Annotated in this window: 19 protein-coding genes and 1 pseudogene; 8 read left to right on the plus strand and 12 right to left on the minus strand. The window is 61.0% G+C overall.

Annotation, left to right across the window (positions count from 1 at the left end; translation table 11 throughout):
- The first annotated feature begins 120 nt into the window (after positions 1-120).
- The 5 genes and pseudogenes from GNZ12_RS39085 to flhC all read left to right on the plus strand — a co-directional run bounded on the left by GNZ12_RS39085 (position 121) and on the right by flhC (position 3,242).
- Positions 121-999 carry a helix-turn-helix domain-containing protein gene (locus tag GNZ12_RS39085; protein WP_172317700.1) on the plus strand — a complete coding sequence of 293 codons (879 nt, stop codon included), beginning with the start codon at positions 121-123 and terminating at the stop codon, positions 997-999.
- Between the two features lie 82 nt (positions 1,000-1,081).
- Positions 1,082-1,612 (plus strand): GNAT family N-acetyltransferase, encoded by a 531-nt coding sequence (locus GNZ12_RS39090; RefSeq protein ID WP_172317702.1) that lies wholly within the window; start codon positions 1,082-1,084, stop codon positions 1,610-1,612.
- A gap of 26 nt (positions 1,613-1,638) precedes the next feature.
- A pseudogene (locus GNZ12_RS39095) lies at positions 1,639-1,843 on the plus strand (YeeE/YedE thiosulfate transporter family protein); the annotation flags it as partial.
- A 494-nt stretch (positions 1,844-2,337) separates the two neighbouring features.
- Entirely contained in the window at positions 2,338-2,658 is a 321-nt protein-coding gene (flhD, locus tag GNZ12_RS39100) for a flagellar transcriptional regulator FlhD (protein WP_028194930.1), read from the plus strand.
- Between the two features lie 14 nt (positions 2,659-2,672).
- Positions 2,673-3,242: a flagellar transcriptional regulator FlhC gene (flhC, locus tag GNZ12_RS39105; protein WP_074286790.1), complete on the plus strand. Its 570-nt coding sequence runs from the start codon at positions 2,673-2,675 to the stop codon at positions 3,240-3,242.
- An 84-nt stretch (positions 3,243-3,326) separates the two neighbouring features.
- Here the strand turns inward: flhC and GNZ12_RS45180 are convergent, their stop codons facing one another.
- From GNZ12_RS45180 to GNZ12_RS39150, 10 genes are all read right to left on the minus strand, one after another.
- The gene (locus tag GNZ12_RS45180) at positions 3,327-3,458 is read right to left on the minus strand and encodes a hypothetical protein (RefSeq protein ID WP_268959097.1); all 132 of its coding nucleotides are present in this window, start codon (positions 3,456-3,458) and stop codon (positions 3,327-3,329) included.
- A 54-nt stretch (positions 3,459-3,512) separates the two neighbouring features.
- Entirely contained in the window at positions 3,513-4,664 is a 1,152-nt protein-coding gene (locus GNZ12_RS39110; protein WP_172317704.1) for an acyl-CoA dehydrogenase family protein, read from the minus strand.
- Entirely contained in the window at positions 4,661-5,317 is a 657-nt protein-coding gene (locus GNZ12_RS39115; protein WP_172317706.1) for a methionine ABC transporter permease, read from the minus strand. The genes GNZ12_RS39110 and GNZ12_RS39115 overlap by 4 nt, the downstream gene beginning before the upstream one ends.
- Positions 5,310-6,467 carry a methionine ABC transporter ATP-binding protein gene (locus tag GNZ12_RS39120; RefSeq protein ID WP_172317708.1) on the minus strand — a complete coding sequence of 386 codons (1,158 nt, stop codon included), beginning with the start codon at positions 6,465-6,467 and terminating at the stop codon, positions 5,310-5,312. The genes GNZ12_RS39115 and GNZ12_RS39120 overlap by 8 nt, the downstream gene beginning before the upstream one ends.
- A 12-nt stretch (positions 6,468-6,479) precedes the next feature.
- Positions 6,480-7,886 carry an LLM class flavin-dependent oxidoreductase gene (locus tag GNZ12_RS39125; RefSeq protein ID WP_172317710.1) on the minus strand — a complete coding sequence of 469 codons (1,407 nt, stop codon included), beginning with the start codon at positions 7,884-7,886 and terminating at the stop codon, positions 6,480-6,482.
- A gap of 55 nt (positions 7,887-7,941) precedes the next feature.
- Complete coding sequence (locus GNZ12_RS39130; RefSeq protein WP_172317712.1) at positions 7,942-8,784, minus strand: MetQ/NlpA family ABC transporter substrate-binding protein; 843 nt, start codon at positions 8,782-8,784, stop codon at positions 7,942-7,944.
- A gap of 444 nt (positions 8,785-9,228) precedes the next feature.
- Positions 9,229-10,845, minus strand: coding sequence for an efflux transporter outer membrane subunit (locus GNZ12_RS39135; RefSeq protein WP_172317714.1), 1,617 nt, complete (start codon positions 10,843-10,845; stop codon positions 9,229-9,231).
- Positions 10,846-10,858: 13 nt separating this feature from the next.
- On the minus strand, positions 10,859-14,044 hold the full coding sequence (locus GNZ12_RS39140; protein WP_172317716.1) for an efflux RND transporter permease subunit: 3,186 nt from the start codon (positions 14,042-14,044) through the stop codon (positions 10,859-10,861).
- 74 nt (positions 14,045-14,118) lie between these two features.
- Positions 14,119-15,330, minus strand: coding sequence for an efflux RND transporter periplasmic adaptor subunit (locus GNZ12_RS39145; protein ID WP_172317718.1), 1,212 nt, complete (start codon positions 15,328-15,330; stop codon positions 14,119-14,121).
- A gap of 45 nt (positions 15,331-15,375) precedes the next feature.
- Positions 15,376-16,230, minus strand: coding sequence for an alpha/beta hydrolase (locus GNZ12_RS39150; RefSeq protein WP_172317720.1), 855 nt, complete (start codon positions 16,228-16,230; stop codon positions 15,376-15,378).
- Positions 16,231-16,414: 184 nt separating this feature from the next.
- On the opposite strand from GNZ12_RS39150, the gene GNZ12_RS39155 reads away from it, so the two are divergent.
- Both GNZ12_RS39155 and GNZ12_RS39160 read left to right on the plus strand, forming a co-directional pair.
- Entirely contained in the window at positions 16,415-17,419 is a 1,005-nt protein-coding gene (locus GNZ12_RS39155) for a LysR family transcriptional regulator (RefSeq protein WP_169489668.1), read from the plus strand.
- 223 nt (positions 17,420-17,642) lie between these two features.
- On the plus strand, positions 17,643-17,951 hold the full coding sequence (locus tag GNZ12_RS39160; RefSeq protein WP_172317722.1) for a DUF4148 domain-containing protein: 309 nt from the start codon (positions 17,643-17,645) through the stop codon (positions 17,949-17,951).
- Between the two features lie 1,235 nt (positions 17,952-19,186).
- On the opposite strand, the gene GNZ12_RS39165 is transcribed toward GNZ12_RS39160, so the two are convergent.
- Positions 19,187-20,260 carry a purine-nucleoside phosphorylase gene (locus tag GNZ12_RS39165; RefSeq protein ID WP_172317724.1) on the minus strand — a complete coding sequence of 358 codons (1,074 nt, stop codon included), beginning with the start codon at positions 20,258-20,260 and terminating at the stop codon, positions 19,187-19,189.
- 245 nt (positions 20,261-20,505) lie between these two features.
- Between GNZ12_RS39165 and GNZ12_RS39170 the strand changes: the two genes are divergently transcribed.
- Positions 20,506-21,486, plus strand: coding sequence for an aldo/keto reductase (locus tag GNZ12_RS39170; RefSeq protein WP_172317726.1), 981 nt, complete (start codon positions 20,506-20,508; stop codon positions 21,484-21,486).
- A gap of 108 nt (positions 21,487-21,594) precedes the next feature.
- On the opposite strand, the gene GNZ12_RS39175 is transcribed toward GNZ12_RS39170, so the two are convergent.
- Entirely contained in the window at positions 21,595-22,500 is a 906-nt protein-coding gene (locus GNZ12_RS39175; RefSeq protein WP_074286776.1) for a cation diffusion facilitator family transporter, read from the minus strand.
- Positions 22,501-22,510 lie beyond the last annotated feature (10 nt).

Genomic DNA, 22,510 nt, shown 5'->3' on the forward strand with positions numbered 1-22,510 from the left:
TGAATGTGCTGCGTATTCGCGGGTGCTCCTACGCTTTCTCGGGTGTTTCTGGGTATTCCCGGGTATTCCATTACCTGTCAGGTAATGGATCGCTAACGCGCTTTGGCTATCATCGGCAGCATGAACACACTCTCTCTTGCGCAAACCATCCCGTCGAATGTGCCGACGGCAAGCCGCACGGTCGGCGATCTGCTGCGCGAATGGCGGCAACGGCGAAGAATGAGCCAGTTGCTGCTTGCCGCTGAAGCCGATATTTCAACGCGCCACCTGAGCTTCGTCGAATCAGGCCGCGCGGTGCCCAGCCGGGAAATGGTCATGCACCTCGCCGAGCGACTCGAGGTGCCGTTGCGCGCGCGCAATGCGCTGCTGGTCGCGGCAGGTTATGCGCCGCTGTTCCGCGAACGTCCTTTGACAGACCCACAGTTGGCCGCCGCACGCGAGGCAGTCGAGTTAGTACTTAAAGGTCACGAGCCGTATCCGGCACTCGCGATCGACCGTCACTGGACCATTGTGGCCGCAAACAATGCGCTTACGCCGCTGCTTGCAGGCGCAAGTCCGGAACTGCTGAAACCGCCAGTCAATGCGATGCGACTGAGTTTGCATCCGGAAGGCATCGCAGCGTCGATCGTCAATTGGCACGCCTGGCGTGCGCACGCGCTGTCCCGACTCCAGCGGCAAATCGACGTGAGCGGTGACGACACGTTGAGCGCACTGCGCGACGAGCTAGCCGCATATCCCGCTCCGCCCGGTGTAGAAGCGGCCGACCACGACGACGCTGCAAGTAACCAGATCGCCGTACCGCTGCGGCTGCGCACGCCGATCGGCGTGCTGTCATTCTTCAGCACGACCACGGTATTCGGCACACCGGTGGATGTGACACTATCGGAACTTGCCATTGAAGCGTTCTTTCCCGCCGATCAGCAAACCGCCGCCGCATTGCGCGAGTTTGCCGAAAGCCAACGCGCCGAAGGCCATGCGGCTGAAGCCGTGAAGCCATAGCGGGGCCGCAGAATCCCGGGCAGCATCGAACGCTGAGTTGTTACCGCTTGCAGCGCCATTCAAACCACACGGAGAGACGCACTTGATCAACAGCGCCCTACTGGTCCGCCAACTCGGACCGGCTGACCGCGACGCCTACTTCCAGCTTCGCCTGCGTGGACTGAAGGCGCATCCGGAGTCGTTCGGTCAAAGCTACGAGGAAGCGGTCGCCAAGGGCGCGGCGCGACATGATGCGATGTTGCAAGGTGCGCGCGCAGCCGAAGGCGACTTTTTGCTCGGTGCTTACGCATCGGACAACGCCCCGTTGATCGGCGTGGTCGGGCTGGTGCGCAACCAGCGCGACAAGGAACGGCACAAGGCCTCCGTCGTCGGTATGTATGTCGCACCGGAAGCTGCGGGCCGCGGAGTCGGGCGCGCCTTGCTCAACGAGTTGCTGGCGCGGGCGGCACAGATAGAAGGCTTACGGCAAATCCAGTTGATGGTGAGTAGCCGGAACGAGGCGGCACGCAGACTCTACGAGTCGCTTGGCTTCCGCAAATATGGTTGCGAAGTCGACGCGTTGAACGTCGGTGGCGTGTTTCACGATGCCGATCTGATGGTGCACTTCATGTAACAGCTATCGGGTACCGATCCTGCTCTCGGGGTGCCCGGCCGCCCATGGGGTGTGACGTCGGTGCCTATTTCAGCGGCATCATGTCAGGCAGCTTGTACGGCTGGCTGCGGGTGGTCGCCATCTTCGCCGGCAACGTACCTGGCACGCGCCTGCGCCCGGGCGCTCGGAATCGAAGTCGAACGGATCCGCGCAAACGGTTGCCAGAAGTTACAAATGAGGCCTCGCTTGTAACCGGGGTCGCATCAACCTGTTACACCTCTGATTTGCCCCCACAGTCGCGCCAACGAACGGTATTTATTACTTTTAATTGGCTTCGCTTTCTATTTCCTTTCCGATTCCGTCCTGAATTTCCGGTCCCCGACCGGATGTACGCCAATACTCAGACAAATGACCTAGGTACCCGCCGTGCAAGGGTTTCCATGGATCAGATAAAATTCCAGAGCCACCAAAAACCCGCAAAGCATGGTCTATTACAGGATCGTGAAAGAATTACCGAAATTTGATGTATCTTTTTGAGATATTTTTTTGAGAGGGGATTGATTTCTTGTTTTGCCCTTCATACAATTCGTCCCAAGCTGTTACTAAATGTAACGCGATGTATCAAGAAGTCGCCATCTGTATCAGGTGGTGACATGTAGCCGGAGGTCAGCGTTTCCGGTGAGGCACAAAAGACATAACGGCAAAAAAAGCCGACATCGTAATTCGGGGCTTCGGAAACACAGAAAATGGACCGTAGCAGCGAGACGCTGGATTCAATCCGCGAGATCAACTTGTCTTACATCATGCTCGCGCAACGTATGTTGCGTGAGGACAAACCGGTCGGCATGTTCCGGCTGGGACTGTCGTCGGAACTGGCTGATTTGCTTGCCGGGCTGTCGCTCGCGCAGATCGTCAAGCTGGCCGCTTCCGATCAGCTTTTATGCTTCTTCCGCTTCAACGACCACTCGATGTTGTCGGCGCTGACGCAAACCACGAAGCATGCAGCAGTTGCACCGACTCACGCGGCGATCCTGCTTGCAGGCCAGCCTGCTGAGCAGTTTGCTTAATCGAGGTGACCGCGATGCTCAAGCGTAGCCTGACGGAAGACGCACAAGAAGTATTCCGTGCGATCGCGCTGATTGAACTCGGCGCGCGCATGCAGGTGCTCGAAAGCGAGTTGACGCTTTCGCGCGACCGCATGATCCGCCTGTACCGCGAGGTCAAAGGCGTATCGCCGCCCAAGGGCATGCTGCCGTTCTCGGCGGACTGGTACATGACGTGGCTGGCGAACATCCACGCGTCGTTGTTCTACAACACGTACCTGTTCCTGAAGAACGAAGCGCGTTGTTCGCACCTGGATGCGCTGACCAAAGGGTATCGGCTGTATCTGGAACATTGCCAGCACAGCGACACCGAACCGGTGCTGGATCTGACGCGTGCATGGACGCTGGTGCGTTTCTTCGACGCCGACATCCTGCAACTGACCAAATGCTGCCGCTGCACGGGCAAGTTCGTCGCGCACAAGCACGACCTGCAACACAACGTGGTGTGTGGTGCCTGCCAGCCGCCGTCGCGTGCCGGCAAGACCAAGAAGGCCGCCGCCGCTCGCCAGGAAGCGCTCGAAGCAGCGCAGATCGCGCAAGCCGCCTGAGTCGAATTGAATCGATGAGGGCCGGTCCAGCCTGATTCGAACCGAAGCACCCAGGAAATAGGTCCGCCATCGCGCGGACCTTTTTTATGGCTCTCGCCCGGGCACTGGACAGCTTGTACGCGTCTTCGCATGGAACACGGCGGCCGCGAGAATCAGGATCGCCATGTTGATCAGCAGCGCAATCACCCGCGAGCTGGTCGTAGCGATGCGCGACATATCGATCGCCGACCTGATGCTGGCCGGATCGTGTGCAGGCCGCCGCGAGCCGCCTCACGTGTACAAAGAAACCTCCGGCAATGTCCCGCTGAGTGCATAACGGCCGACGTCACGCACGCGATAGTCGAGCGGGTCATGCAGCGTATGCACGCGAGCGTTGCGCCAGAAGCGGTCGAGCGCGAGTGGTGCGTGCGTCGCACGCGCACCGCAGGCATCGAACAGTTTTTCGCTGACATCGAGCGCGGCGCGGTGGGCGACGATTTTCGCCTCTGAGGTGGCGAGCGCCACGTGTGCTCGTGTTTCGGCGTCCAAAGCCGGACCCTGTTGCCATGCGTCTTCAAGCGCGTAGGCGGCACGCGTAGCCAGCGCCTCCGCGCTCACCGCCTGCAGGCGCATCTCGCCGAAACGCTGGATCAGGTAGGGGTCATCGGTGGCTTTGTCGACGCCGGAAGATATCCACGGCCTACCGTACTGCGTGACGTACGTGCGCGCTTCTTCAAGCGCGCCCTGCGCGATTCCGACGAACAGATTGGTCAGCACCTGCTGCGAGATCAGTGTGCGCAGACTCGCATATGACGTGTCGGCCCGCTCCAGTACTTCGTGCGGCTCGACCAGGACCCGCGCAAAGGAAACGCTGCCGCTATCGGTTTGCCGCTGGCCGATCGGATTCCAGTCTTCGTGAACGGTAATGCCCTCGCGCGTGGTCGGGACCACGGCGAACACTGCTTTGCCGGTGGCCGGATCGAGCGCGGAAACCGTCATCATGTGCGAGCCGCGCGTGCCCGAGCAGAATCCTTTCTGCCCATCGAGACGATAACCGCCGCCACTGGTTGCGCTAGCAACGAGTCGCGTGTCGAGCGGATTGACGGCATTGCCCCACCACCAGCGCCCTTCCACCGTGCCGCTCAGATAGCGGGCACGTTGTTCCGCGTTGCCCCAGACATTGACGCTGACCACCTGCAGGCACGTGAAGCCCAGCAGATGCGCGAGCGCACTGTCGACTCGCGCGATCTGACGGATCGTCTCGTAGATCTCAGGCCAGCGCGCGCCGAGACCACCGAATTCGCGCGGCACGGCGAGCGTGAGCAGACCCGCGTCGGCGATCCATTGTTTTTCCTGCGCGGCGTGGCGACCATCGCGATCGCGCTGAGCCGCGCTGGCACCCAACGCGTCGAGCAAGCCGGCAATATCTCGCATCGCCATCATGCCCGCTGTGCAAGCCGTCGTACAAAGCGGTCGCCGACGAACTGCACCACCGTCACGATTCCGATCAGCAACACGATCACCGTCACCATCACGGTGGTATCGAAACGCTGATAGCCGTAGCGGATTGCCAGATCGCCCAGGCCGCCGGCGCCGACCGCGCCCGCCATGGCCGAAGAACCGATCATCGCCACCACGGTGATCGTGAAGCCACCGAGAATGCCCGGCAGCGCTTCAGGCAGCAGCACATGCCAAATGATATGCCGGCGCTGCGCGCCCATTGCCTGCGCAGCTTCGATCAAACCGCGATCCACTTCGCGCAAGCTCACTTCGGCCACGCGTGCAAAAAAGGGAATCGCCGCGATACTGAGCGGCACGATGGCAGCCCATACACCGATTGTCGTGCCGATCAGCAAACGCGTAAGCGGCAGCAACGCAACCAGCAGAATGATGAACGGCGTGGAGCGAAACGCATTGACGAGTGCGCCGAGCGTGCTGTTCACCACACGTTTTTCAAAGATGCCGCCGCGTGTGGTGGTAACCAGCACCAGTGCGAGCGGAATGCCGACCAGCGCCGCGAAGAAGGCGGATACGCCGACCATGACGATAGTGTCGCGAATGGCATCGGCGAGTTCCGAGAGCCAGAGATCAGACATAGCCGAGCACCTCGACATGATTGGCGTATTGACGCGCGCGTTCAAGGAGCGCCGCGACCTGCTTGTGCACCGTGCTGTCCGCATTCGCGCGCACTTCTGCCGACACCACCAGACGCCCTTGCGCATGCCCCTGAATCCGGTCGATGCCGCCATGCACGAAACTCACGCGGCCACCGTCAGCACTCAGTGCAGACGTCAACCCGCCCAGGTCGGGCTCACTTGCATCGCTGCCGGTGAAGCGCACGTCGAGCAAAATCCGCGCATCCGTTTGCGCGATCTCGTGCAACGGCTTCACACGCGCAGCCAGATCAGCGGGCAGGTCATGCACCAAGGTGCGCAGCAATGCGCGCGTCGCGTCGTGCTGCGGGTCGCCGAACACCCGCCACACCGAACCGGTCTCCACCACTTCCCCGCGCTCGATCACCGCCACCGTATCGCAGACTTCGCGAATCACCTGCATCTCGTGCGTAATCAGTACGATGGTCAGGTTGAGCCGCTGATTGATATCGCGCAGCAACGCGAGAATGGCTTTCGTCGTTTCAGGATCGAGCGCGGACGTCGCCTCGTCACACAGCAGAATATCCGGGTCGGTCACGAGCGCGCGCGCAATCCCGACGCGCTGCTTCTGCCCGCCGGACAAACTCGCCGGATAGGCGTCGCGCTTGGTCGACAGGCCGACTAGTTCGAGCAACGCGTCGACTTTCCTGTCGATCGCCGCTTTTGGCGCCCCGGCGATTTTCAGCGGCAACGCAATGTTTTCGCGCACCGTTTTCGCGGAAAGCAAGTTGAAATGCTGAAACACCATCCCAATGCGCCGCCGTAGCGTGACCAGCCCGCGTTCGTCGAGTTCGCCGACGCTCACGCCATTCACGCGCACGGCACCGGAACTTGGTTTTTCCAGACCGTTGACCAACCGCAACAGCGTCGATTTGCCTGCGCCGCTGCGGCCGATGATGCCGAACACCTCGCCACGCGCCACCTTCAGCGTAACGTTCGCAAGCGCCGCGGTCGAACCGCCGCGCGTGTTGGCGAATACTTTGCCCACGTCATCGAATACGACCGCTTCATGCGCGGCATCGGCCGAAACATGATTCAAGGTGAGGGACGGCGCGTCTTCAATGAACTGCGGCACGTCGAAAAGATTAGCCATGCTTCGCTCCTCTCAGGCTTTCACGATGGATCGCGCGCCGGTTTGCGCCTTACGCCGATGCTGCGCGCCGGTATGCACTTCAGGCAGTCGCGCGCGGCCGCCGCTGAATAGCTTTTCGCGCAGCGTCGGCGCCGAGTCGTAGTCTTCCTTGTAGACGCCACGATTCTGTAGTTCCGGCACCACCAGATCGACGAAGTCTTCGAACGATTCGGGCATGACCGTACGCGTCAGGTTGAATCCGTCGACGCCGGCCTCTTCTATCCACGACACCAGTTCATCCGCGATCTGCTGCGGCGAACCGACGACGGGCTTCGCGCGGCCGCCGAGCGTCATCTGTTCGAGCACCTTGCGTTTGGTCCACACGCCGTTCACGCTCTTCTTCGAAATCGCTTCGACGGCCGACTGCATCGATTCCGTCTTCACATACGAAATCGGCTCATCCAGTTCGTACTGCGAGAAGTCGATGCCGGTCGAACTGGAGAAATGCGCGATGCCACCCTTGGCACTCGCATAACGCCGGTACTCTTCGAATTTCTCCTGTGCGGCGCGTTCTGTTTCGCCGACTACAACGGTGATGCCGGCAAAGATCTTGATATCGTCAGGCGCGCGGCCAAAGCTCACCGCCCGTGCCCGAATGTCGTCGACAATGGAGCGCGTAAGCTGTTTGTTCTGGCCACCGACAAACACGCATTCCGCGTGACGTGCCGCGAAATCGACGCCGCGGCTCGACGAACCCGCCTGATACAGAACCGGCGTGCGTTGCGGCGACGGCTCGCTCAAATGAATCGCGTCGATCGAATAGTACGGGCCTTCGTGCTTCACGCGATGCACCTTGTCAGGATGCGAGAAGATGCGTGCCGCGCGATCGCGCACCACCGCGTCGTCTTCCCAGCTTTGCTCCCATAGCTTGTAGACCACGTCCATGTAATCGTCCGCGCGATCGTAGCGATCGTCGTGGCTGATCTGTTGCGCGAGACCCATGCCGCGCGCCGCGCTGTCCAGATAACCGGTGACGATGTTCCAGCCCACCCGGCCCTTGGTCAGATGATCCAGCGTCGACATGCGGCGCGCGAACAGATACGGCGGCTCGTAAGTCAGATTCGACGTCACACCGAAACCGATGTGCTTCGTCACATGCGCCATCGCGGGCACGATCAGCGATGGATCGTTGATCGGAATCTGCACCGATTCGCGCAACGGGGTCTCCGGGCCGCCTTGATAAACGTCGTACACGCCGACGATATCGGCAAGAAAGATCCCGTCGAACTTGCCCCGCTCGAGCGTTTGCGCGAGGCTCGTCCAGTAGTCGAGATCGGTGTAATGCGCGGAACGGTCGCGCGGATGCGTCCACAAGCCATGATTGATATGGCCGACCGCATTCATGTTGAACGCGTTCAGCAGGATCTTTTTCTTCGCCATCGTGCGGCTCCTTGCTGGTTGCAGCGTTGCTGGCTGCGTGGCCTGGTTGAGTGCCTTACCAGGCGACGGCGTAGAGATTGCCGAAGGCTTTGTCGAGCGCGGCGCGCACAGCGGGCGAATGCTGATAGATCGAGATGAACTTGCGGATACGCGGATCGTTGACGCTTTCCGGGCGCACGACCCACTGGATCGCGTAGTTCTTGTTTTCCAGTCCGTCGAACAGCAATGCGCTATTCGGATCGGTCGTGCCCGCGAGCTTGATGAAGCTCGGGTAGCCTTGTGCGAGATCGACGTCGTCCAGCGAACGGGCCAATTGCGATGCCTCGAGCTGAACGATCTTCAGGTGCTTCGGGTTGTCGATGATGTCAAGTGCGGTGGCGCGATAGTCGATGCCCGGCGTCAGCTTGATGAGACCGGCGCGTTGCAGCAACAACAGACCGCGGCCGCCGTTGACCGGATCGTTTGCGATGGCGACGGTGGCGCCGTCTTTCAATTCGTCGAAGCGTTTTATCTTCTTCGAGTACAGACCGATCTTCATGATCGTGCCCGGCGCAATGGCGACGAAGTTATAGCCGCCCTGCTTCTTTGCGTTCTCGAGAAACGGGATGTGCTGGAAATAGTTGACGTCGATATCCTTGTTGGCGAGCGCCGCGTTCGGCGTATTCCAGTCGGTGAACTCGATGATCTTCACGTCGAGCCCTTGCTCCTTCGCTTCGCGCGCCGCCACTTTGAGCGCCTCGATTTGCGGACTGGTGGCGATGCCGATTTTCAGCGTGGGCGTGTCTGCCGCGGCTGCGGGTGTCGCAGACAACAACGCCAGCGCAAGGCCGAACGCGGCGAAGAGCGTCAGACTTCGCACCTTGAAAAGGCGCCGTGCAGTGGTCAGAGAAATGCGCATGGTGAACTCGTTGGGGTTGGGGCGTGGTGTGTTTCTAGGCGAGCCGATCCCACGGCATGCGGGCAGGCGCGCCGGAATCGGTCGAACAACGGAAATCTACAGCGCGCGGTTTAAGCAGCGCGCAGCAGCGATAGAACGCGCGAGCGGATCAGCGCGGACAGCGGCAGGTCGGACAGGTCATCGCCTCTCTCCAGATGAGGTGCGAACCATCATAGACGGCGGGAAACCGGCGGTCTACGAACGGATTTTGGGAAGGAAAGCGGGAAAAATGATTTGGGGGAGATCGGGTCAACAGCTGGACTTGAAAACCACAAAATCCTGAAACAAGCGATAGGCCGTCTGCCACGCCGAGTGCGATCTACACAGCGTTAACGGGAAACGCCGGATGCGCTTTCGCGCGATCCGGCGTTCTACAGCAATGCCTCAGCAAACAGGCGGCAACCCCTAGCGCTTCGCGACCTGATCCACCGACGCAGAAGCAGTTGCGACAGCCGAAGTCAAAGTCGAAGGAGCCGCACCCGAAGCCGGCGCAACCGCCCCCACCGCCTCATCACCCGCAGGATTCACATCACCCCAGCCGCCGCCCAGCGCGCGAATCAGATTGACCGTCGCCACTGCTTGCGTACCCGACAGATGACTCGCCTGCAGCTGCGAGGTCAGCACCTGCCGTTCGCCGTCGATCACATCCAGATAGCTGACCGCGCCCTCCGTATATTGCGTGCTCGACAGATGCGCCGCGCGCTGCGAGGCCACGACCGCGTCGTTCTGCTCACGCATCTGATCGTCGAGCCAGCGCAGATCGGACAGGTTGTCCTCGACCTCACGGAACGCCACCAGCACCTGTTGACGATATTGCGCCACATCCTCGTCGTACTTCGAGCGAGCCTGTGCGAGGTTTGCCTTGCGGCGGCCACCGTCGAACAAAGGCAGCGTCAGCGCGGTACCGGCGAACGGCCCGAGAATAAACGCGCGGCTCGACCACTTGAACAGATCGCCCAGCGTCGCCGATTCAAAACCAGCCGCACCCGTGATATCGAGCTTCGGGAAGAACGCCGACTTCGCTAGACCGACCCGCGCATTCGCCGCCATCATCGCCCGTTCCGCAGCCGAAATGTCCGGCCGACGTTCGAGCAGCGCCGAAGGCAAACCTGGCGGCACACGCACCGTCACCGGCACGAGTGGCGCTTCCGCGAACGAGAAATCCGCCGGCGGCTTGCCGAGCAGAATCGCCAGGCTGTGCTCGGAGGCCGCGCGCTGACGCGCCACGCCCACTGCATCCGCACGGGCACTCGCCAGTTCGTTGCGAGAACGCGAAACGTCCAGCTCGCCGATATCGCCTTCCTTGAAACGGCGTTCGACCAGCTTCAGCGTGTCCTCGCGCAACGCCACGGTACGGCGGTACAGATCCTGATCCGTGTCGAGCTCGCGCAACTCGAAGTAGTTCTGCGCAACATCAGCCTGCAGCGACAACTGCACCGACCGGAACAGCGCTTCACTTTGCTGCTCGTCCGCCCGCGACGCATTCACGTTCGAACCGACCCGCCCGAACAGATCGGTTTCATACGATGCGCCAACCTGCGCACGCCAGATCGTGCCGTTCGTACCGCCCGCGCTATCCGGCAGAAACTGCGAGGCCGCCGATGCCCGTTCACGCGTCGGGCCGAAGCCCGCGTCGAACTTAGGGAACCAGTCCGATTTCGCCGCCTGCGTCACCGCACGGGCCTGCTGCACACGTGCCGCAGCAGCCTTCAGGTCCTGATTGGCCGCAGCCGCCTGCTCTTCCAGCGCGTTCAACTGCGGGTCGCCGAAAATCGTCCACCATTCGCCGCGATGCGCGTCGTCGGCGGGTTGAGCCTGCTTCCAGGTGCCCGTGTCTTGCGGCGATGCGGCGGACGTAGCCGAAGCACCGGACGCAGCGGCGGGCGCTTCCTTGAACGCAGCCGGCGTATCCACCTCCGGCCGCTTATACGTGGGCTCCACGGAGCAGGCCGCGAGCAACGCCACCAGCAAGCCGCTGGCAGCCGCCCGGCCCCACCCGCCTAAAGATTCAAAACGATTCATTTTTATTTTCTCCTCAGGCGTCCGTCAACGGCGCCCCAAGGTGCGGTGCGTCTTTCTGCGCGACGTGAATCGTCCCGCCCGCCAACGTACGCAGCACCACATAGAACACAGGGGTCAGCATCAGGCCGAACAGCGTCACGCCGAGCATGCCGAAGAACACCGCGATACCCATCGCGTGACGCATCTCCGAACCCGCTCCACTCGAGAGCACCAGCGGCACCACACCCATGATGAAAGCGATCGACGTCATCAGAATCGGACGCAGACGCAGGCGGCTCGCCTCGATCGCCGCCGCCAGCGGCGTACGCCCGTCATGCTCCAACTCCCGGGCGAACTCGACGATCAGAATCGCGTTCTTCGCCGACAGCCCCACCAGCACCATCAAGCCGATCTGCGTGAAGATGTTGTTGTCGCCACCCGTGAGCCACACACCGGTGAGCGCGGACAGCACGCTCATCGGCACGATCAGGATCACCGCGAGCGGCAGCGTCAGGCTTTCATACAATGCGGCGAGTACGAGGAACACGAGCAGCACGCTGATCGGGAACACCCACAAACCCGCATTGCCGGCGATGATTTGCTGATACGTCAGGTCGGTCCATTCGAGCTTCACACCATGCGGCAAGGTTTCCGCTGCCACGCGTTCGGCCGCGGCTTGCGCCTGGCCCGACGAGTAGCCCGGCGCCGGGCCACCGTTAATATCGGCAGCCGTATAGCCGTTGTAACGCACCACCATTTCCGGACCATACGTCGGCGTCACCGTCACCAGCGACGACAACGGCACCATGTCACCCGCGGCATTGCGCGTCTTCAGTTGCAGAATGTCGTCGGCACGCTGACGGAACGGCGCATCGGCCTGCACCCGCACCTGATACACGCGGCCAAAGCGATTGAAGTCGTTGACATACAGCGAGCCCAGATAGATCTGCATCGTGTTGAACACGTCCGTGACCGGCACACCGAGTTGCTTGGCCTTCACGCGATCCAGATCGACATTCAACTGCGGCACGTTGATCTGATAGCTGGAGAAGGTCGGGCCGAGTTCAGGCGTTTGCGCCGCCTTCTTCACGAAGGCCTCCGCTGCCTTGTTCAGCTCCGCGTAACCCACCGCGCCGTGGTCCTCCAACTGCATCTTGAAGCCGCCGAGCGTGCCGAGACCCAGCACCGGAGGTGGCGGGAACACCGCGACGAACGAATCCTTGATCGCGCCGTACTGCTGGTTCAACGCACCGGCAATCGCGCCGGCCGAGAGCTTCTTGCTGCCACGCTCCTTGAAAGGCTTCAACGTGACGAACACGATGCCCGCGCTCGAACTATTGGTGAAGCCGTTCACCGACAAGCCCGGGAATGCCACCGCGCTTTCCACGCCCGGCTGCTTCAGCGCGATCGCGCTCATGTCGCGGATCACTTTTTCCGTGCGATCCAGCGATGCACCGTTCGGCAGTTGCGCGAATGCAATCAGGTACTCCTTGTCCTGCGCCGGCACGAAACCGCCCGGCACGATGCGCGACATCAGCACCGTTGCACCCAGCAGGATCGCGTAGACCGCGAGCATCGCACCTTTACGGCGCAGCACGCCTCTCACGCCACGGCCGTACTCCGTCGAGCCGCGATGGAACACCTTGTTGAAGCCCTTGAAGAAGCGGCCCAGCACGCGATTCATCACGCGCGTCAGGAAGTCTTCCTTGGCGCCGTGGCCGCGCAACAGCATCGCGGACAAAGCCGGCGACAAGGTCAGCGAGTTGAACGCCGAGATCACCGTCGAGATCGCGATGGTCATCGCGAACTGCTTGTAGAACTGGCCCGTCAGGCCGGTCATGAAAGCGAGCGGCACGAACACGGCGACCAGTGTCAGCGCGATGGCGATAATCGGCCCGCTCACTTCCTGCATGGCCTTATAAGTCGCATCGCGCGCACTGAGCCCGCTTTCGATGTTCCGTTCGACGTTCTCCACCACCACGATCGCATCGTCCACCACGATCCCGATGGCAAGCACCATCCCGAACAACGACAATGCATTGATCGAGAACCCGAATGCCAGCAGCAACGAGAACGTACCGACAATCGACACCGGCACCGCAATCAGCGGAATGATCGACGCACGCCACGTCTGCAGGAACACGATCACCACGATCACCACCAGCGCGATCGCTTCGAGCAGCGTATGGATCACCGCCTCGATACTCGAGCGCACGAACTGCGTCGGGTCATACACGATCTTGTATTCGACGCCCGCTGGCATGTCTTCCGCCAGCTCTTTCATGGCCGCGCGAACCTGATCGGAAATCGCCAGCGAGTTCGCACCGGGCGCCTGATTGATGGCGAGCGCAACGGCCGGCTTGTTGTCGAGCAGCGAACGCAGGCCGTATTCCGACGCCGCCAGTTCGACACGTGCGATATCACGGAGGTACGTCACGCCACCATCCGGCGCGGTTTTGACGATGATGTCGCCGAATTCGCCCTCAGTCTTCAAACGGCCACGCGCATTCACCGACAACTGCAATTGCGTGCCCGGCACCGAAGGCGATGCGCCGATCACACCGGCCGCCACCTGAATGTTCTGCTCACGGATTGCGTTGACCACTTCGGTCGCCGTCAAACCGCGCTGTGCGACTTTCTGCGGATCGAGCCAGACGCGCATCGCATAGTCGCCCGAACCCCACAACTGCACTTCGCCGACTCCCTGAATCCGCGCAAGCCGGTCCTTGACGTTGAGCAGCGCGTAGTTGCGCAGATACGTCATGTCGTAGCGATTGTTCGGCGAGATCAGGTGGACCACCATCGTCAGCGTGGGCGAACTCTTGATCGTCGTGATGCCGAGCCGCTGCACGTCTTCCGGCAGGCGCGGCAGCGCCTGGTTGACGCGGTTCTGCACCAGTTGCGTCGCGAGGTCCGGATTGGTGCCCAGCTTGAAGGTCACCGTCAGCGTGAGATTGCCGTCGCTATTAGCTTGCGACTGCATGTACAGCATGTTCTCGACGCCGTTGATCTGCTCTTCAAGCGGCGCCGCGACGGCCTCCGCGATCACTTTCGGATTGGCACCCGGATATTGCGCGTGCACCACCACCGAAGGCGGCACGACTTCCGGATACTCCGAAATCGGCAGCTTGAAGAGCGAAATGATGCCCCCCAGCAGGATCAATACCGATAGCACGCCGGCAAAGATCGGTCGATCGATGAAGAATTTGGATATGTTCATAGGAAGCTCTTAACGTTGGAGCATGCGCCCGCTACGACTACCTGATAGGGCTAGATCAGCGCGGCGCACGAGGCTCACGAATTCTTGTCCGCTGCTTTCGCCCGCGTCTGCGCGAGCGGCGCGCCGTTCGGATCCTGATCGGCGGTCATCGGCACCATGTGAGCGCGCACTGCATCGCCCGGACGCACGCGCTGGATGCCGTTCACGACGATCCGGTCGGTCGCCTGCAAACCGTCTTTGACGACGCGCAAGTTGCCCTGCATGCTGCCCACCGCGATTTCCCGATAGACGACGTGATTGCTCTGGTCGACCACCAGCACGAACTTCTTGTCCTGATCCGTACCCACCGCCGCATCGTCGATTAGCAGTGCCGGATGCGGCTCGCTGCCGCCGACCTTCACCCGCGCGTACAGACCCGGGATCAATGCACCATCCTGGTTGTCGAAGCGCGCGCGCACCCGGATCGTGCCGGACGACGTATCCAGTCGGTTGTCGACGGATTCGATCGTGCCGCTGCGCGAGTAGCCGCTTTCATCCGCCAGACCCAGGTCCACCGGCACCTTGGTGCCATCCTTCGCGCGGCTCAGGAATTGCAGATAGGTTTGTTCGTCGACGTCGAACGATGCGTAGATCGGCGAAACCGATACCAGCGTGGTCAGCGGCGCCGAGCTTGCACCCGCCGCCACCACATTGCCCACCGTGATTTCCGCACGCGACACGCGGCCTGCCACTGGCGCGACGATCTTCGTGTAGCCAAGATTGATTTGTGCGGTTTCGACGGCGGCTTGCGCGGCCTTCAGGTTGGCGCTCGCTTCGCGCGCGGCGTTCTGCTTCTCGTCGTAATCGCGCTTGGCGATTGCGTTGTCGGCGATCAGACGTTGCGCACGTTCCCAATCGCTTTGCGTGTAGCCCGTACGCGCTTGCGCTGCCGCGAGCTGGGCTTCCGCGCGATCGACTTCGGCGGCATACGGACGCGGATCGATCACGAAAAGCGTGTCGCCCTTCTTCACGAGCGCGCCATCCTTGAAGTTGACGGACACGATCGTGCCCGGCACCTGCGAACGGACGTCCACTTTTTCGACCGCTTCGAGGCGGCCCGAATAGCTCTGCCAGTCGGTGATGGTCTTTTGCACCACAGTGGCGACATCGACCTCCGGCACGATGGTCGGCGCGGCGGGCGAGCTCGCGTCGACGCGAATGGCGCCGAACGTGCCCAGCCCGGCCACGGCGATGACGACGAGCGCGGCAATCGCCACACGGCGACGGGAAAGAGGAAGGATAGTCATGTGAAGCTCCCGGTATCGTTGATTAAAGTTTTGCTTGTTTGTGTCTCAGCGATGGGCGCGCGCATCGAAGCGCCACTGAAAAAATTGCACCGCTTCCTGCAATGCCGGCGGATGATCGGCTAACGCGGCGTGCGACACGCTGGGATAGCGGACCACCTGGGTCAGCACACCCGCGTCGATCAGACTGCTCGCGTACTTCTCCGCTTCCACATGCAGCACGTCGTTTTGCGCCGTCGCGATCAGCGTGGCCGGCAGGCCCGCGAGGCGCGACGATTCGAGCGGCGCGGCGTACGGATGCATGCGTTGCGACGCTTGCGGCAGATACGCGCGATAACACGCCGCGCATTCCTTCGCGGTGATGTCCGAGCCGAGGCGCTTTTCGTCGCCGAGGCGCGTGAGGCTCGGATCGAGCATCGGCCCGAACAGCGCTTGCGCGGCGATGCGCACGTCGCCGCGGTCACGCGCGATGAAAGCGAGGCAGTTGGCCAACTGCCCGCCCGCATCGTGGCCCGCCACGCCGACCTTCTTGCTATTCCCGCCAAACGCGCGTGCCCTCGTCTGCACCCACAACGCCGCGCGATGTGCGTCTTCAGGCGCCGCTGGAAACGGAAACTGCGGCGCCAGCGAATAACCGACCGAGACGACGAGAGCCGGTAAGTGTTCTGCGAAATAACGCGCGGCGTAGTCGGCCTGATCGATCGAGCCCTTCGTAAAACCGCCGCCGTGGAAATAAAGCAATACTGGCAGTGCGGTTTTCTGTGGCTGCCGGTACAAACGCAACGTAATGTCCTGCGCGTGCCCTTCGATCTGCACGTCAGTGACGTCGAGTGCCGTGCTGTCTGCCTGTGCCGGGCCGCTGCCGGCGGGCACAAAGGAGTACGGCGTTTTTAATGCATCCATGTCGAGCCGCGCAATGCGCATAGAACTTCAATGGTGCGAATTGTGGGTTCGGCAGACTCGTAAATAAATGCCTATAATCCGGCAACACAATTCGGCGCCTCTGAACAATCGAATGCGATTGCTCTGCGGATTTGCTGCAGATTCCCCCCTGCTCAGAGCGCCCGCCCCTTTTAGGAGGTTTGCAATGGACCGGCTTCAGGCCATGCAAGTGTTCACGCGCGTCGTCGACACCAACAGCTTTACCCGTGCGGCGGAAACGCTCGACCTGCCGCGCGCATCGGTTACTACCATCATTCAGAACCTCGAAGCGTTCCTCGGCACGCGACTGATGCACCGGACCACGCGGCGTTTGTCGCTGACGCCGGACGGCGCTGCGTATTACGAACGCTGCGTGCGCATCCTTGCGGACGTCGAAGAGACCGAGGCCAGTTTTCAGAGCGGCAACAAGAAGCCGCACGGCAAGCTGCGCATCGACATGCCCGGCTCGATCGGGCGCTTGCTGGTGATTCCTTCGCTGTGTGAATTCCACACGCGTTACCCGGACATCGACCTGCAACTCGGGTTGACGGACAGACCGGTCGACCTGTTGCAGGAAGGCGTGGATTGCGTGGTACGGGTGGGCGCGCTACAGGATTCTTCTCTCGTGGCGCGCCGTATCGGTTTGTTCGAGGGCGTGACATGCGCTGCCCCCGACTACATCGAGCGCGCGGGCATGCCGACTTCGCTCGAAGACCTCGAGAATCACAAAGCAGTCAATTATTTTTCGAGCCGCACGGGGCGCACGATCGATTGGGCCTTCATGGTTGATGGCAAAGAAATCGAAGTAAAGATGAAGGGCATTGTGTCGGTGAACGACGCCGATGCCTACGTGACTTGCGGACTGGAAGGCTTCGGCCTGATTCAGCCGGCGCTCTTCATGGTGCTGCCGCATCTGCGTTCGGGTCAGCTGGTTGAAGTGCTGCCAGAGCTGAAGCCTTTGCCGATGCCAATTTCCGCAGTCTATCCGCACAGTCGCCATCTGTCGCCTAAAGTCCGTGTTTTCGTAGACTGGATTGCCGAGCTGTTTGACCGTTGTCCGTTGTTGAGCGGACGCGGCAGTCTCGACGCGACGTGCACGAAGCGTACTTTCGAAGAGCGCGAGTCTGCCCCGACACTCGATACGCCGGTGATAACGGAGTGGGTTGCCTGATTTGCGGGAGTTGAAGTACAGAATCTGGAACAGTGAATTCCAACCGCGGCTCTAATGCCGCGGTTGCCCCGCAGTAACCGCGTGACACGCGCGTTGTCGCGATTGTTCCGGAATCTTGACAATTCATTTCGCGAAAGTGCGATTTATCCGAGTCACCTCGAAGTCTACATTTCACCCTGTCGCAGCGCTCCTCGTGCTGCAAACGAATCGACAGGAGTGGATCATGAAACGCAATCTCTTAGCAGGTCTGGCTCTTTCGCTGCTTGTCAGCGCACCGGCGTTTGCTCAAGGCAACGGTGGTGGTATTGGCCATGCCGGCACATACGAAACGGTAGCCGCGCCGAGCACAGGCGGCAAGACGCGTGCTGAAGTTCAAGCCGAATTGGTTGCGGCGTATCGGGATGGTTCGCTGCCTGCGTTGAATCGCACGTCGTATCCGAATAAAGGTCTGATTGGTCAGACGCAGGCTGCGCGCATTGCATTGCAGGAAGGGACTAGCGGCGACGTTACGCGCGTCGCCAACGGGCAGTAAGGCGAACACGCCGCGATGATTCGGTTTCCAAAAGAAATTTTCATCACGGCTGGGTTTGCATACTCTTTACAAAGGAGCATGCTATGACACCGTCTGAACTTGATCATTGGGATATGGATGCGCCGGTTTGGACGCCTTATCGGGCGCCGCAGCGATAGAAGTTTGGGTTGGCTTTTGCCTGCGCGGCGCTTGTTAGTTTGTATGCCTGCGGCGTTGGGATTTTCTTGGTTTGTTTACCTGCGCGGCGCTTTTTTGTCTGTGTGCCTGCGGCGTTGGCCTTTCCTTGATTTGATATTGGACTATTAGCGTCGCCCCTGTGCGGGGCAGGCACCTACTTTTCTTTGCCTGCCGCAAAGAAAAGTAGGCAAAAGAAAGCGGCTCAAACCGCCAGTTCATAAGCGGGTCCCCTGGCTCAGAGGGGGCAGTGGTACATCTGGAATCTGTGTCCTCGCACATTCGGCGCGAGTGACAAGGCAGTCATACTTCCGGCGACGCTGCGCGCGCCGAAGGGTACTTCATCAAACCGCAGATGATTTTTTGCGCTGGCGGTTTGGCTATAGCGCGGTAGTTCCTCATCAAACCGCCGGTGCTTTTCTGCGCGGACGGTTCGGCTATAGCGCGGTGGTTCCTCATCAAACCGCCGGTGCTTTTCTGCGCTGACGGTTTGGCTATAGCGCGGTGGTTCCTGCTAGCGCGCAGTCGCGCGCGATGTCAGCCTTGGAGCAGGGCCACACCCGAACCATGGGCGCATTGCAGCGCCTCGTCGAGGCGAAGCCGATGGCCCTACCGCCAAACCGAAGCCCGAGTTTCCCAGGCAGACGCGTCCGCGCCAAGGTGAAGCCGATGGCTCCCACCGCGCTCAAACGAAACCCTCTGGTTTCCCTGGCAGACCCGTCCGCGACGCACGCCGTGCGGAGTGGGAGCTGATGATTCCCTTGTCACTAACGCGGAATGCGCGAGGGCACCGATTCCAGATGCACCACTATCGCGACTGTGCGAGGGACCCACTTATGAGCTAGCGGGGTGAGCCGCTTTCTTTTGCCTACTTTTCTTTGCGGCAGGCAAAGAAAAGTAGGTGCCTGCCCCGCACAGGGGCGACGCTAATAATCCAATATCAAATCAAGGAAAGGCCAACGCCGTAGGTACACAGAAACAAGCGCCGCGCAGGCAAACAAAACGAGAAAAGACCAACGCCGTAGGCACACAGACAACAAGCGCCGCGAAGGCAAAAAACCTTACCTCTTCGGCACACCATCCCGCCACTCCCCCCAATGCGTAGCAATATCCTGCACAAGCGGATTCCCAGACCTGTACAGGTTCTCAATAGCAATCGTAAAGCCCCCTTGCGCAGCATAGTTAAGCAGATTATCCGCACTAGTCTGCCCATCGTACGGCCGATCAAAATCAGACCCTGCCCGCAGCACAGCAACCCGATTCAAATCGACCCTATGCACCGAGGCCGCGCGCTTAAGCGCCTCATACGTCGCGTTATCCTCCTGCTGCGTCGTGCAATAAACCCCGTTACCATTCGTCAAAATTCTGGTCCAATCCCGCGCCCGCTGCCCCAGCAGCGTCCCTGACCACCAGGTATCGCCCGCGAGCGTATCGCATTGAATGACAGTGGGCGGCCGATTAGCCGGCGCATAAGAATACTTGGCCCGCGCAGCCTGCGCCTGAGCATTATCAGACAGCACCACGCTATGCGACAAAGCAAACGCCGTATCGGCAAGCTGGGTATTCAACTGAAACACCTCCGTCCGATAGTCGAGCGGCGGCTTGTCCGCAGGACTCGTGGTATTGATCCCAAGGTACCCAGTGTTCCAGCCAGGCGGAATCTCGCGCGCGTCGATCTCCCACTGAATCCCGAAATCAACCAGATACTTCGCCCACGCGGCAGATCCGACAGTCCCTTGCTGTGGATCGATCCCGGCAATACCGGCAACCATAAAGTACGTATGCCGCAAATCGAAGCGCGGCGAGAAGGTCAGCGCCATGATCGACGCGGCAGCGTTGCTATGCCCCATGCCGGTGGTCATGACACACACGTCCTGCTTATTGCAATGAACCGTCGGGTAGTCGGGCGATAGGCCGTCAACCGAAATCTCGCGCCATGGCCCCAGCCGGTCGAGCCACACCTGCCCCTCCGGCCCGAACATCGAAATGATCATCACCTTGACAGGCCGCCCGTGCGAGCCGCCGTCGCCCTGCGACGAACCATCGTTGTCGTCCGCGCTGGCAGGGCCGGACGTGAAGGCGGCGCAGGCCGCGAGTGTCATTGCGCAGATTGCGCCAAATGTGCGAGTCAACATCGTGATCCTTCCTTTTTCTTGTGATGCGGATTGGGAGAGGGGCCGCTTTCAAGCCGAAAGAAGTATAGATGTGAAGAAATTATTTTCCACTACGTATTGCGGCATTTCATGCGCCGCGCTTGAAACCTGCCGGCTCGCGCCTTCTGCTGGCCCGGCGGCGCCTCAGCACGTCAACGCGTCCCTTCCTATAATGGAGGGCCTTCAGCACGCAGCGCGTTTGTGCACTTCAACACAGGAGCACCACGATGGATTATGTGAAACTCGGCCGCACCGGCCTCGATGTATCGCGTCTTTGTCTCGGCTGCATGAGCTACGGCGTGCCCGCTCGCGGCACCCACCCCTGGTCGCTCGATGATGAAGCGGCGCGCCCCTTTATCAAGCAGGCGCTCGACCACGGCATCAATTTCTTCGATACCGCCAACGTTTATTCGGACGGCACTAGCGAAGAAATCGTTGGCCGCGCGCTGAAGGACTTTGCGAAGCGCGACGAGATCGTGCTGGCGACCAAGGTGAATAGCCGCATGCATCCGGGCCCGAACGGTGCGGGCCTGTCGCGCAAGGCGATCATGGCGGAAATCGACAACAGCTTGAGGCGCCTCGGTACGGACTACGTCGATCTATATCAGATCCACCGCTGGGACTACGGCACGCCGATCGAAGAAACCATGGAAGCGCTGCACGATGTCGTGAAAGCGGGCAAGGCGCGCTATATCGGTGCATCGTCGATGTATGCGTGGCAATTCGCCAAGGCGTTGCACGTGGCTGAACGTAACGGCTGGACGCGCTTCGTGACGATGCAGAACTACGTGAACCTGCTGTATCGCGAAGAAGAACGCGAGATGCTGCCGCTGTGCGACAGTGAAGGCATCGGCGTCATTCCGTGGAGCCCGTTGGCACGCGGACGCCTGACGCGCGACTGGAACACCGAAAGCGCGCGCTCCGAGACCGACGAATTCGGTCGCACGCTATACGCGCATACCGAAGACGCGGATCGCCGGATCGTGGAGCGGGTCAGCCAGATTGCCAGGGAACGCGGTGTGCCGCGTGCGCAAGTCGCGCTAGCCTGGGTGTTGCAGAAGAAGCCGATCACCGCGCCTATCGTCGGTGCAACCAAGCTGCATCACCTGGACGATGCGGTCGCGGCACTGTCGTTGAATCTGAGTGCGGAAGAAATCCGTCAACTGGAAGAACTGTACGTGCCGCACGCGGTGGCCGGTTTCAAATGAGCGGCAAATGCACCGGCCAGCGGACGCAAAAGGAGGAGCCTTAGCGAGGACCTGAGCGAAATCCGCCGGCCCCGGATGGACCGGACGTAGCCCGCAAGCGGCAACGCATCAAACCCGCGGCACGTCCGGTTCAAAAAACACCCAGCGCACTTGCGGAAACGCCGCCTGCAAGTCCGCTTCGATCACGTTGATCGCATCGACCATCGCGCGGCCGCTCGCGTAGTCGATCATTTCCGCCTGCACCGCGACCACCACGTGACGGCCCCACTGCAGCGTAATCATGTTGATGATGCTGCGAATCTCCGACCGCGTGCGCAGGTGCGCCTCGATCGCGCGGCGCACTTCCGGGCTCGCCGATTCACCGACGATCATCGACTTCACTTCGCGCGCCACCAGCCACGCAATCACCATCAGCAACACACCCACGCCGATGGAGCCCCATGCGTCGTAGACGGGATTGCCGGTCACCATCGTCAGCAACACCGCGACGAAGGCCATCGCAAGACCCGCTAACGCAGCGATGTCCTCACCGGCCACCACCAGCAGTTCGGACTCGCGCGTTTCGCGAAACCAGCGCCACAGGCTTTTGTCGGGATGCGTCTTGCGGATTTCCTTAACCGCGCCCCACAGCGAAAGGGCTTCGAGCACCACCGAAACGCCGAGTACGATGAGCGCCACATACGCATGCTGCAAAGGCTCACGCGCAAATAGACGATGCACGCCCTCGTACACCGAAAACGCGCCGCCGACAAAGAACAGCAGCAACGCCACCAGCAGCGAATAGAAATTGATCTCGCGGCCACTGCCCATGGGATGCAACGGGCTCGCGGGCTTGCGCGCTTCACGCAAGCCGAATAGCAGCAGCAACTGGTTACCGCAGTCGGCGGTCGAGTGGATGGCTTCGGCGAACATCGAGCCGGAACCGGTGAACGTGGCAGCAGCGAACTTGCAAATGGCGATGCCGAGGTTGGCGGCGAGCGCATAGAAAATGGCTTTCGGCGATTCTTCTTTCATCGTCGTGGAG

The organism is Paraburkholderia solitsugae (assembly GCF_013177695.1).
In the GTDB taxonomy this organism is placed as follows: Bacteria; Pseudomonadota; Gammaproteobacteria; order Burkholderiales; family Burkholderiaceae; genus Paraburkholderia; species Paraburkholderia solitsugae.

Bases quoted from the DNA above. Each gene is read 5' to 3' on its own strand.
- GNZ12_RS39085 (WP_172317700.1), top strand. From the start codon at position 121: ATGAACACACTCTCTCTTGCGCAAACCATCCCGTCGAATGTGCCGACG.
- flhD (WP_028194930.1), top strand. From the start codon at position 2,338: ATGGACCGTAGCAGCGAGACGCTGGATTCAATCCGCGAGATCAACTTG.
- flhC (WP_074286790.1), top strand. From the start codon at position 2,673: ATGCTCAAGCGTAGCCTGACGGAAGACGCACAAGAAGTATTCCGTGCG.
- GNZ12_RS45180 (WP_268959097.1), bottom strand. From the start codon at position 3,458: ATGTCGCGCATCGCTACGACCAGCTCGCGGGTGATTGCGCTGCTGATC.
- GNZ12_RS39110 (WP_172317704.1), bottom strand. From the start codon at position 4,664: ATGATGGCGATGCGAGATATTGCCGGCTTGCTCGACGCGTTGGGTGCC.
- GNZ12_RS39115 (WP_172317706.1), bottom strand. From the start codon at position 5,317: ATGTCTGATCTCTGGCTCTCGGAACTCGCCGATGCCATTCGCGACACT.
- GNZ12_RS39120 (WP_172317708.1), bottom strand. From the start codon at position 6,467: ATGGCTAATCTTTTCGACGTGCCGCAGTTCATTGAAGACGCGCCGTCC.
- GNZ12_RS39125 (WP_172317710.1), bottom strand. From the start codon at position 7,886: ATGGCGAAGAAAAAGATCCTGCTGAACGCGTTCAACATGAATGCGGTC.
- GNZ12_RS39130 (WP_172317712.1), bottom strand. From the start codon at position 8,784: ATGCGCATTTCTCTGACCACTGCACGGCGCCTTTTCAAGGTGCGAAGT.
- GNZ12_RS39135 (WP_172317714.1), bottom strand. From the start codon at position 10,845: ATGAATCGTTTTGAATCTTTAGGCGGGTGGGGCCGGGCGGCTGCCAGC.
- GNZ12_RS39140 (WP_172317716.1), bottom strand. From the start codon at position 14,044: ATGAACATATCCAAATTCTTCATCGATCGACCGATCTTTGCCGGCGTG.
- GNZ12_RS39145 (WP_172317718.1), bottom strand. From the start codon at position 15,330: ATGACTATCCTTCCTCTTTCCCGTCGCCGTGTGGCGATTGCCGCGCTC.
- GNZ12_RS39150 (WP_172317720.1), bottom strand. From the start codon at position 16,230: ATGGATGCATTAAAAACGCCGTACTCCTTTGTGCCCGCCGGCAGCGGC.
- GNZ12_RS39155 (WP_169489668.1), top strand. From the start codon at position 16,415: ATGGACCGGCTTCAGGCCATGCAAGTGTTCACGCGCGTCGTCGACACC.
- GNZ12_RS39160 (WP_172317722.1), top strand. From the start codon at position 17,643: ATGAAACGCAATCTCTTAGCAGGTCTGGCTCTTTCGCTGCTTGTCAGC.
- GNZ12_RS39165 (WP_172317724.1), bottom strand. From the start codon at position 20,260: ATGTTGACTCGCACATTTGGCGCAATCTGCGCAATGACACTCGCGGCC.
- GNZ12_RS39170 (WP_172317726.1), top strand. From the start codon at position 20,506: ATGGATTATGTGAAACTCGGCCGCACCGGCCTCGATGTATCGCGTCTT.
- GNZ12_RS39175 (WP_074286776.1), bottom strand. From the start codon at position 22,500: ATGAAAGAAGAATCGCCGAAAGCCATTTTCTATGCGCTCGCCGCCAAC.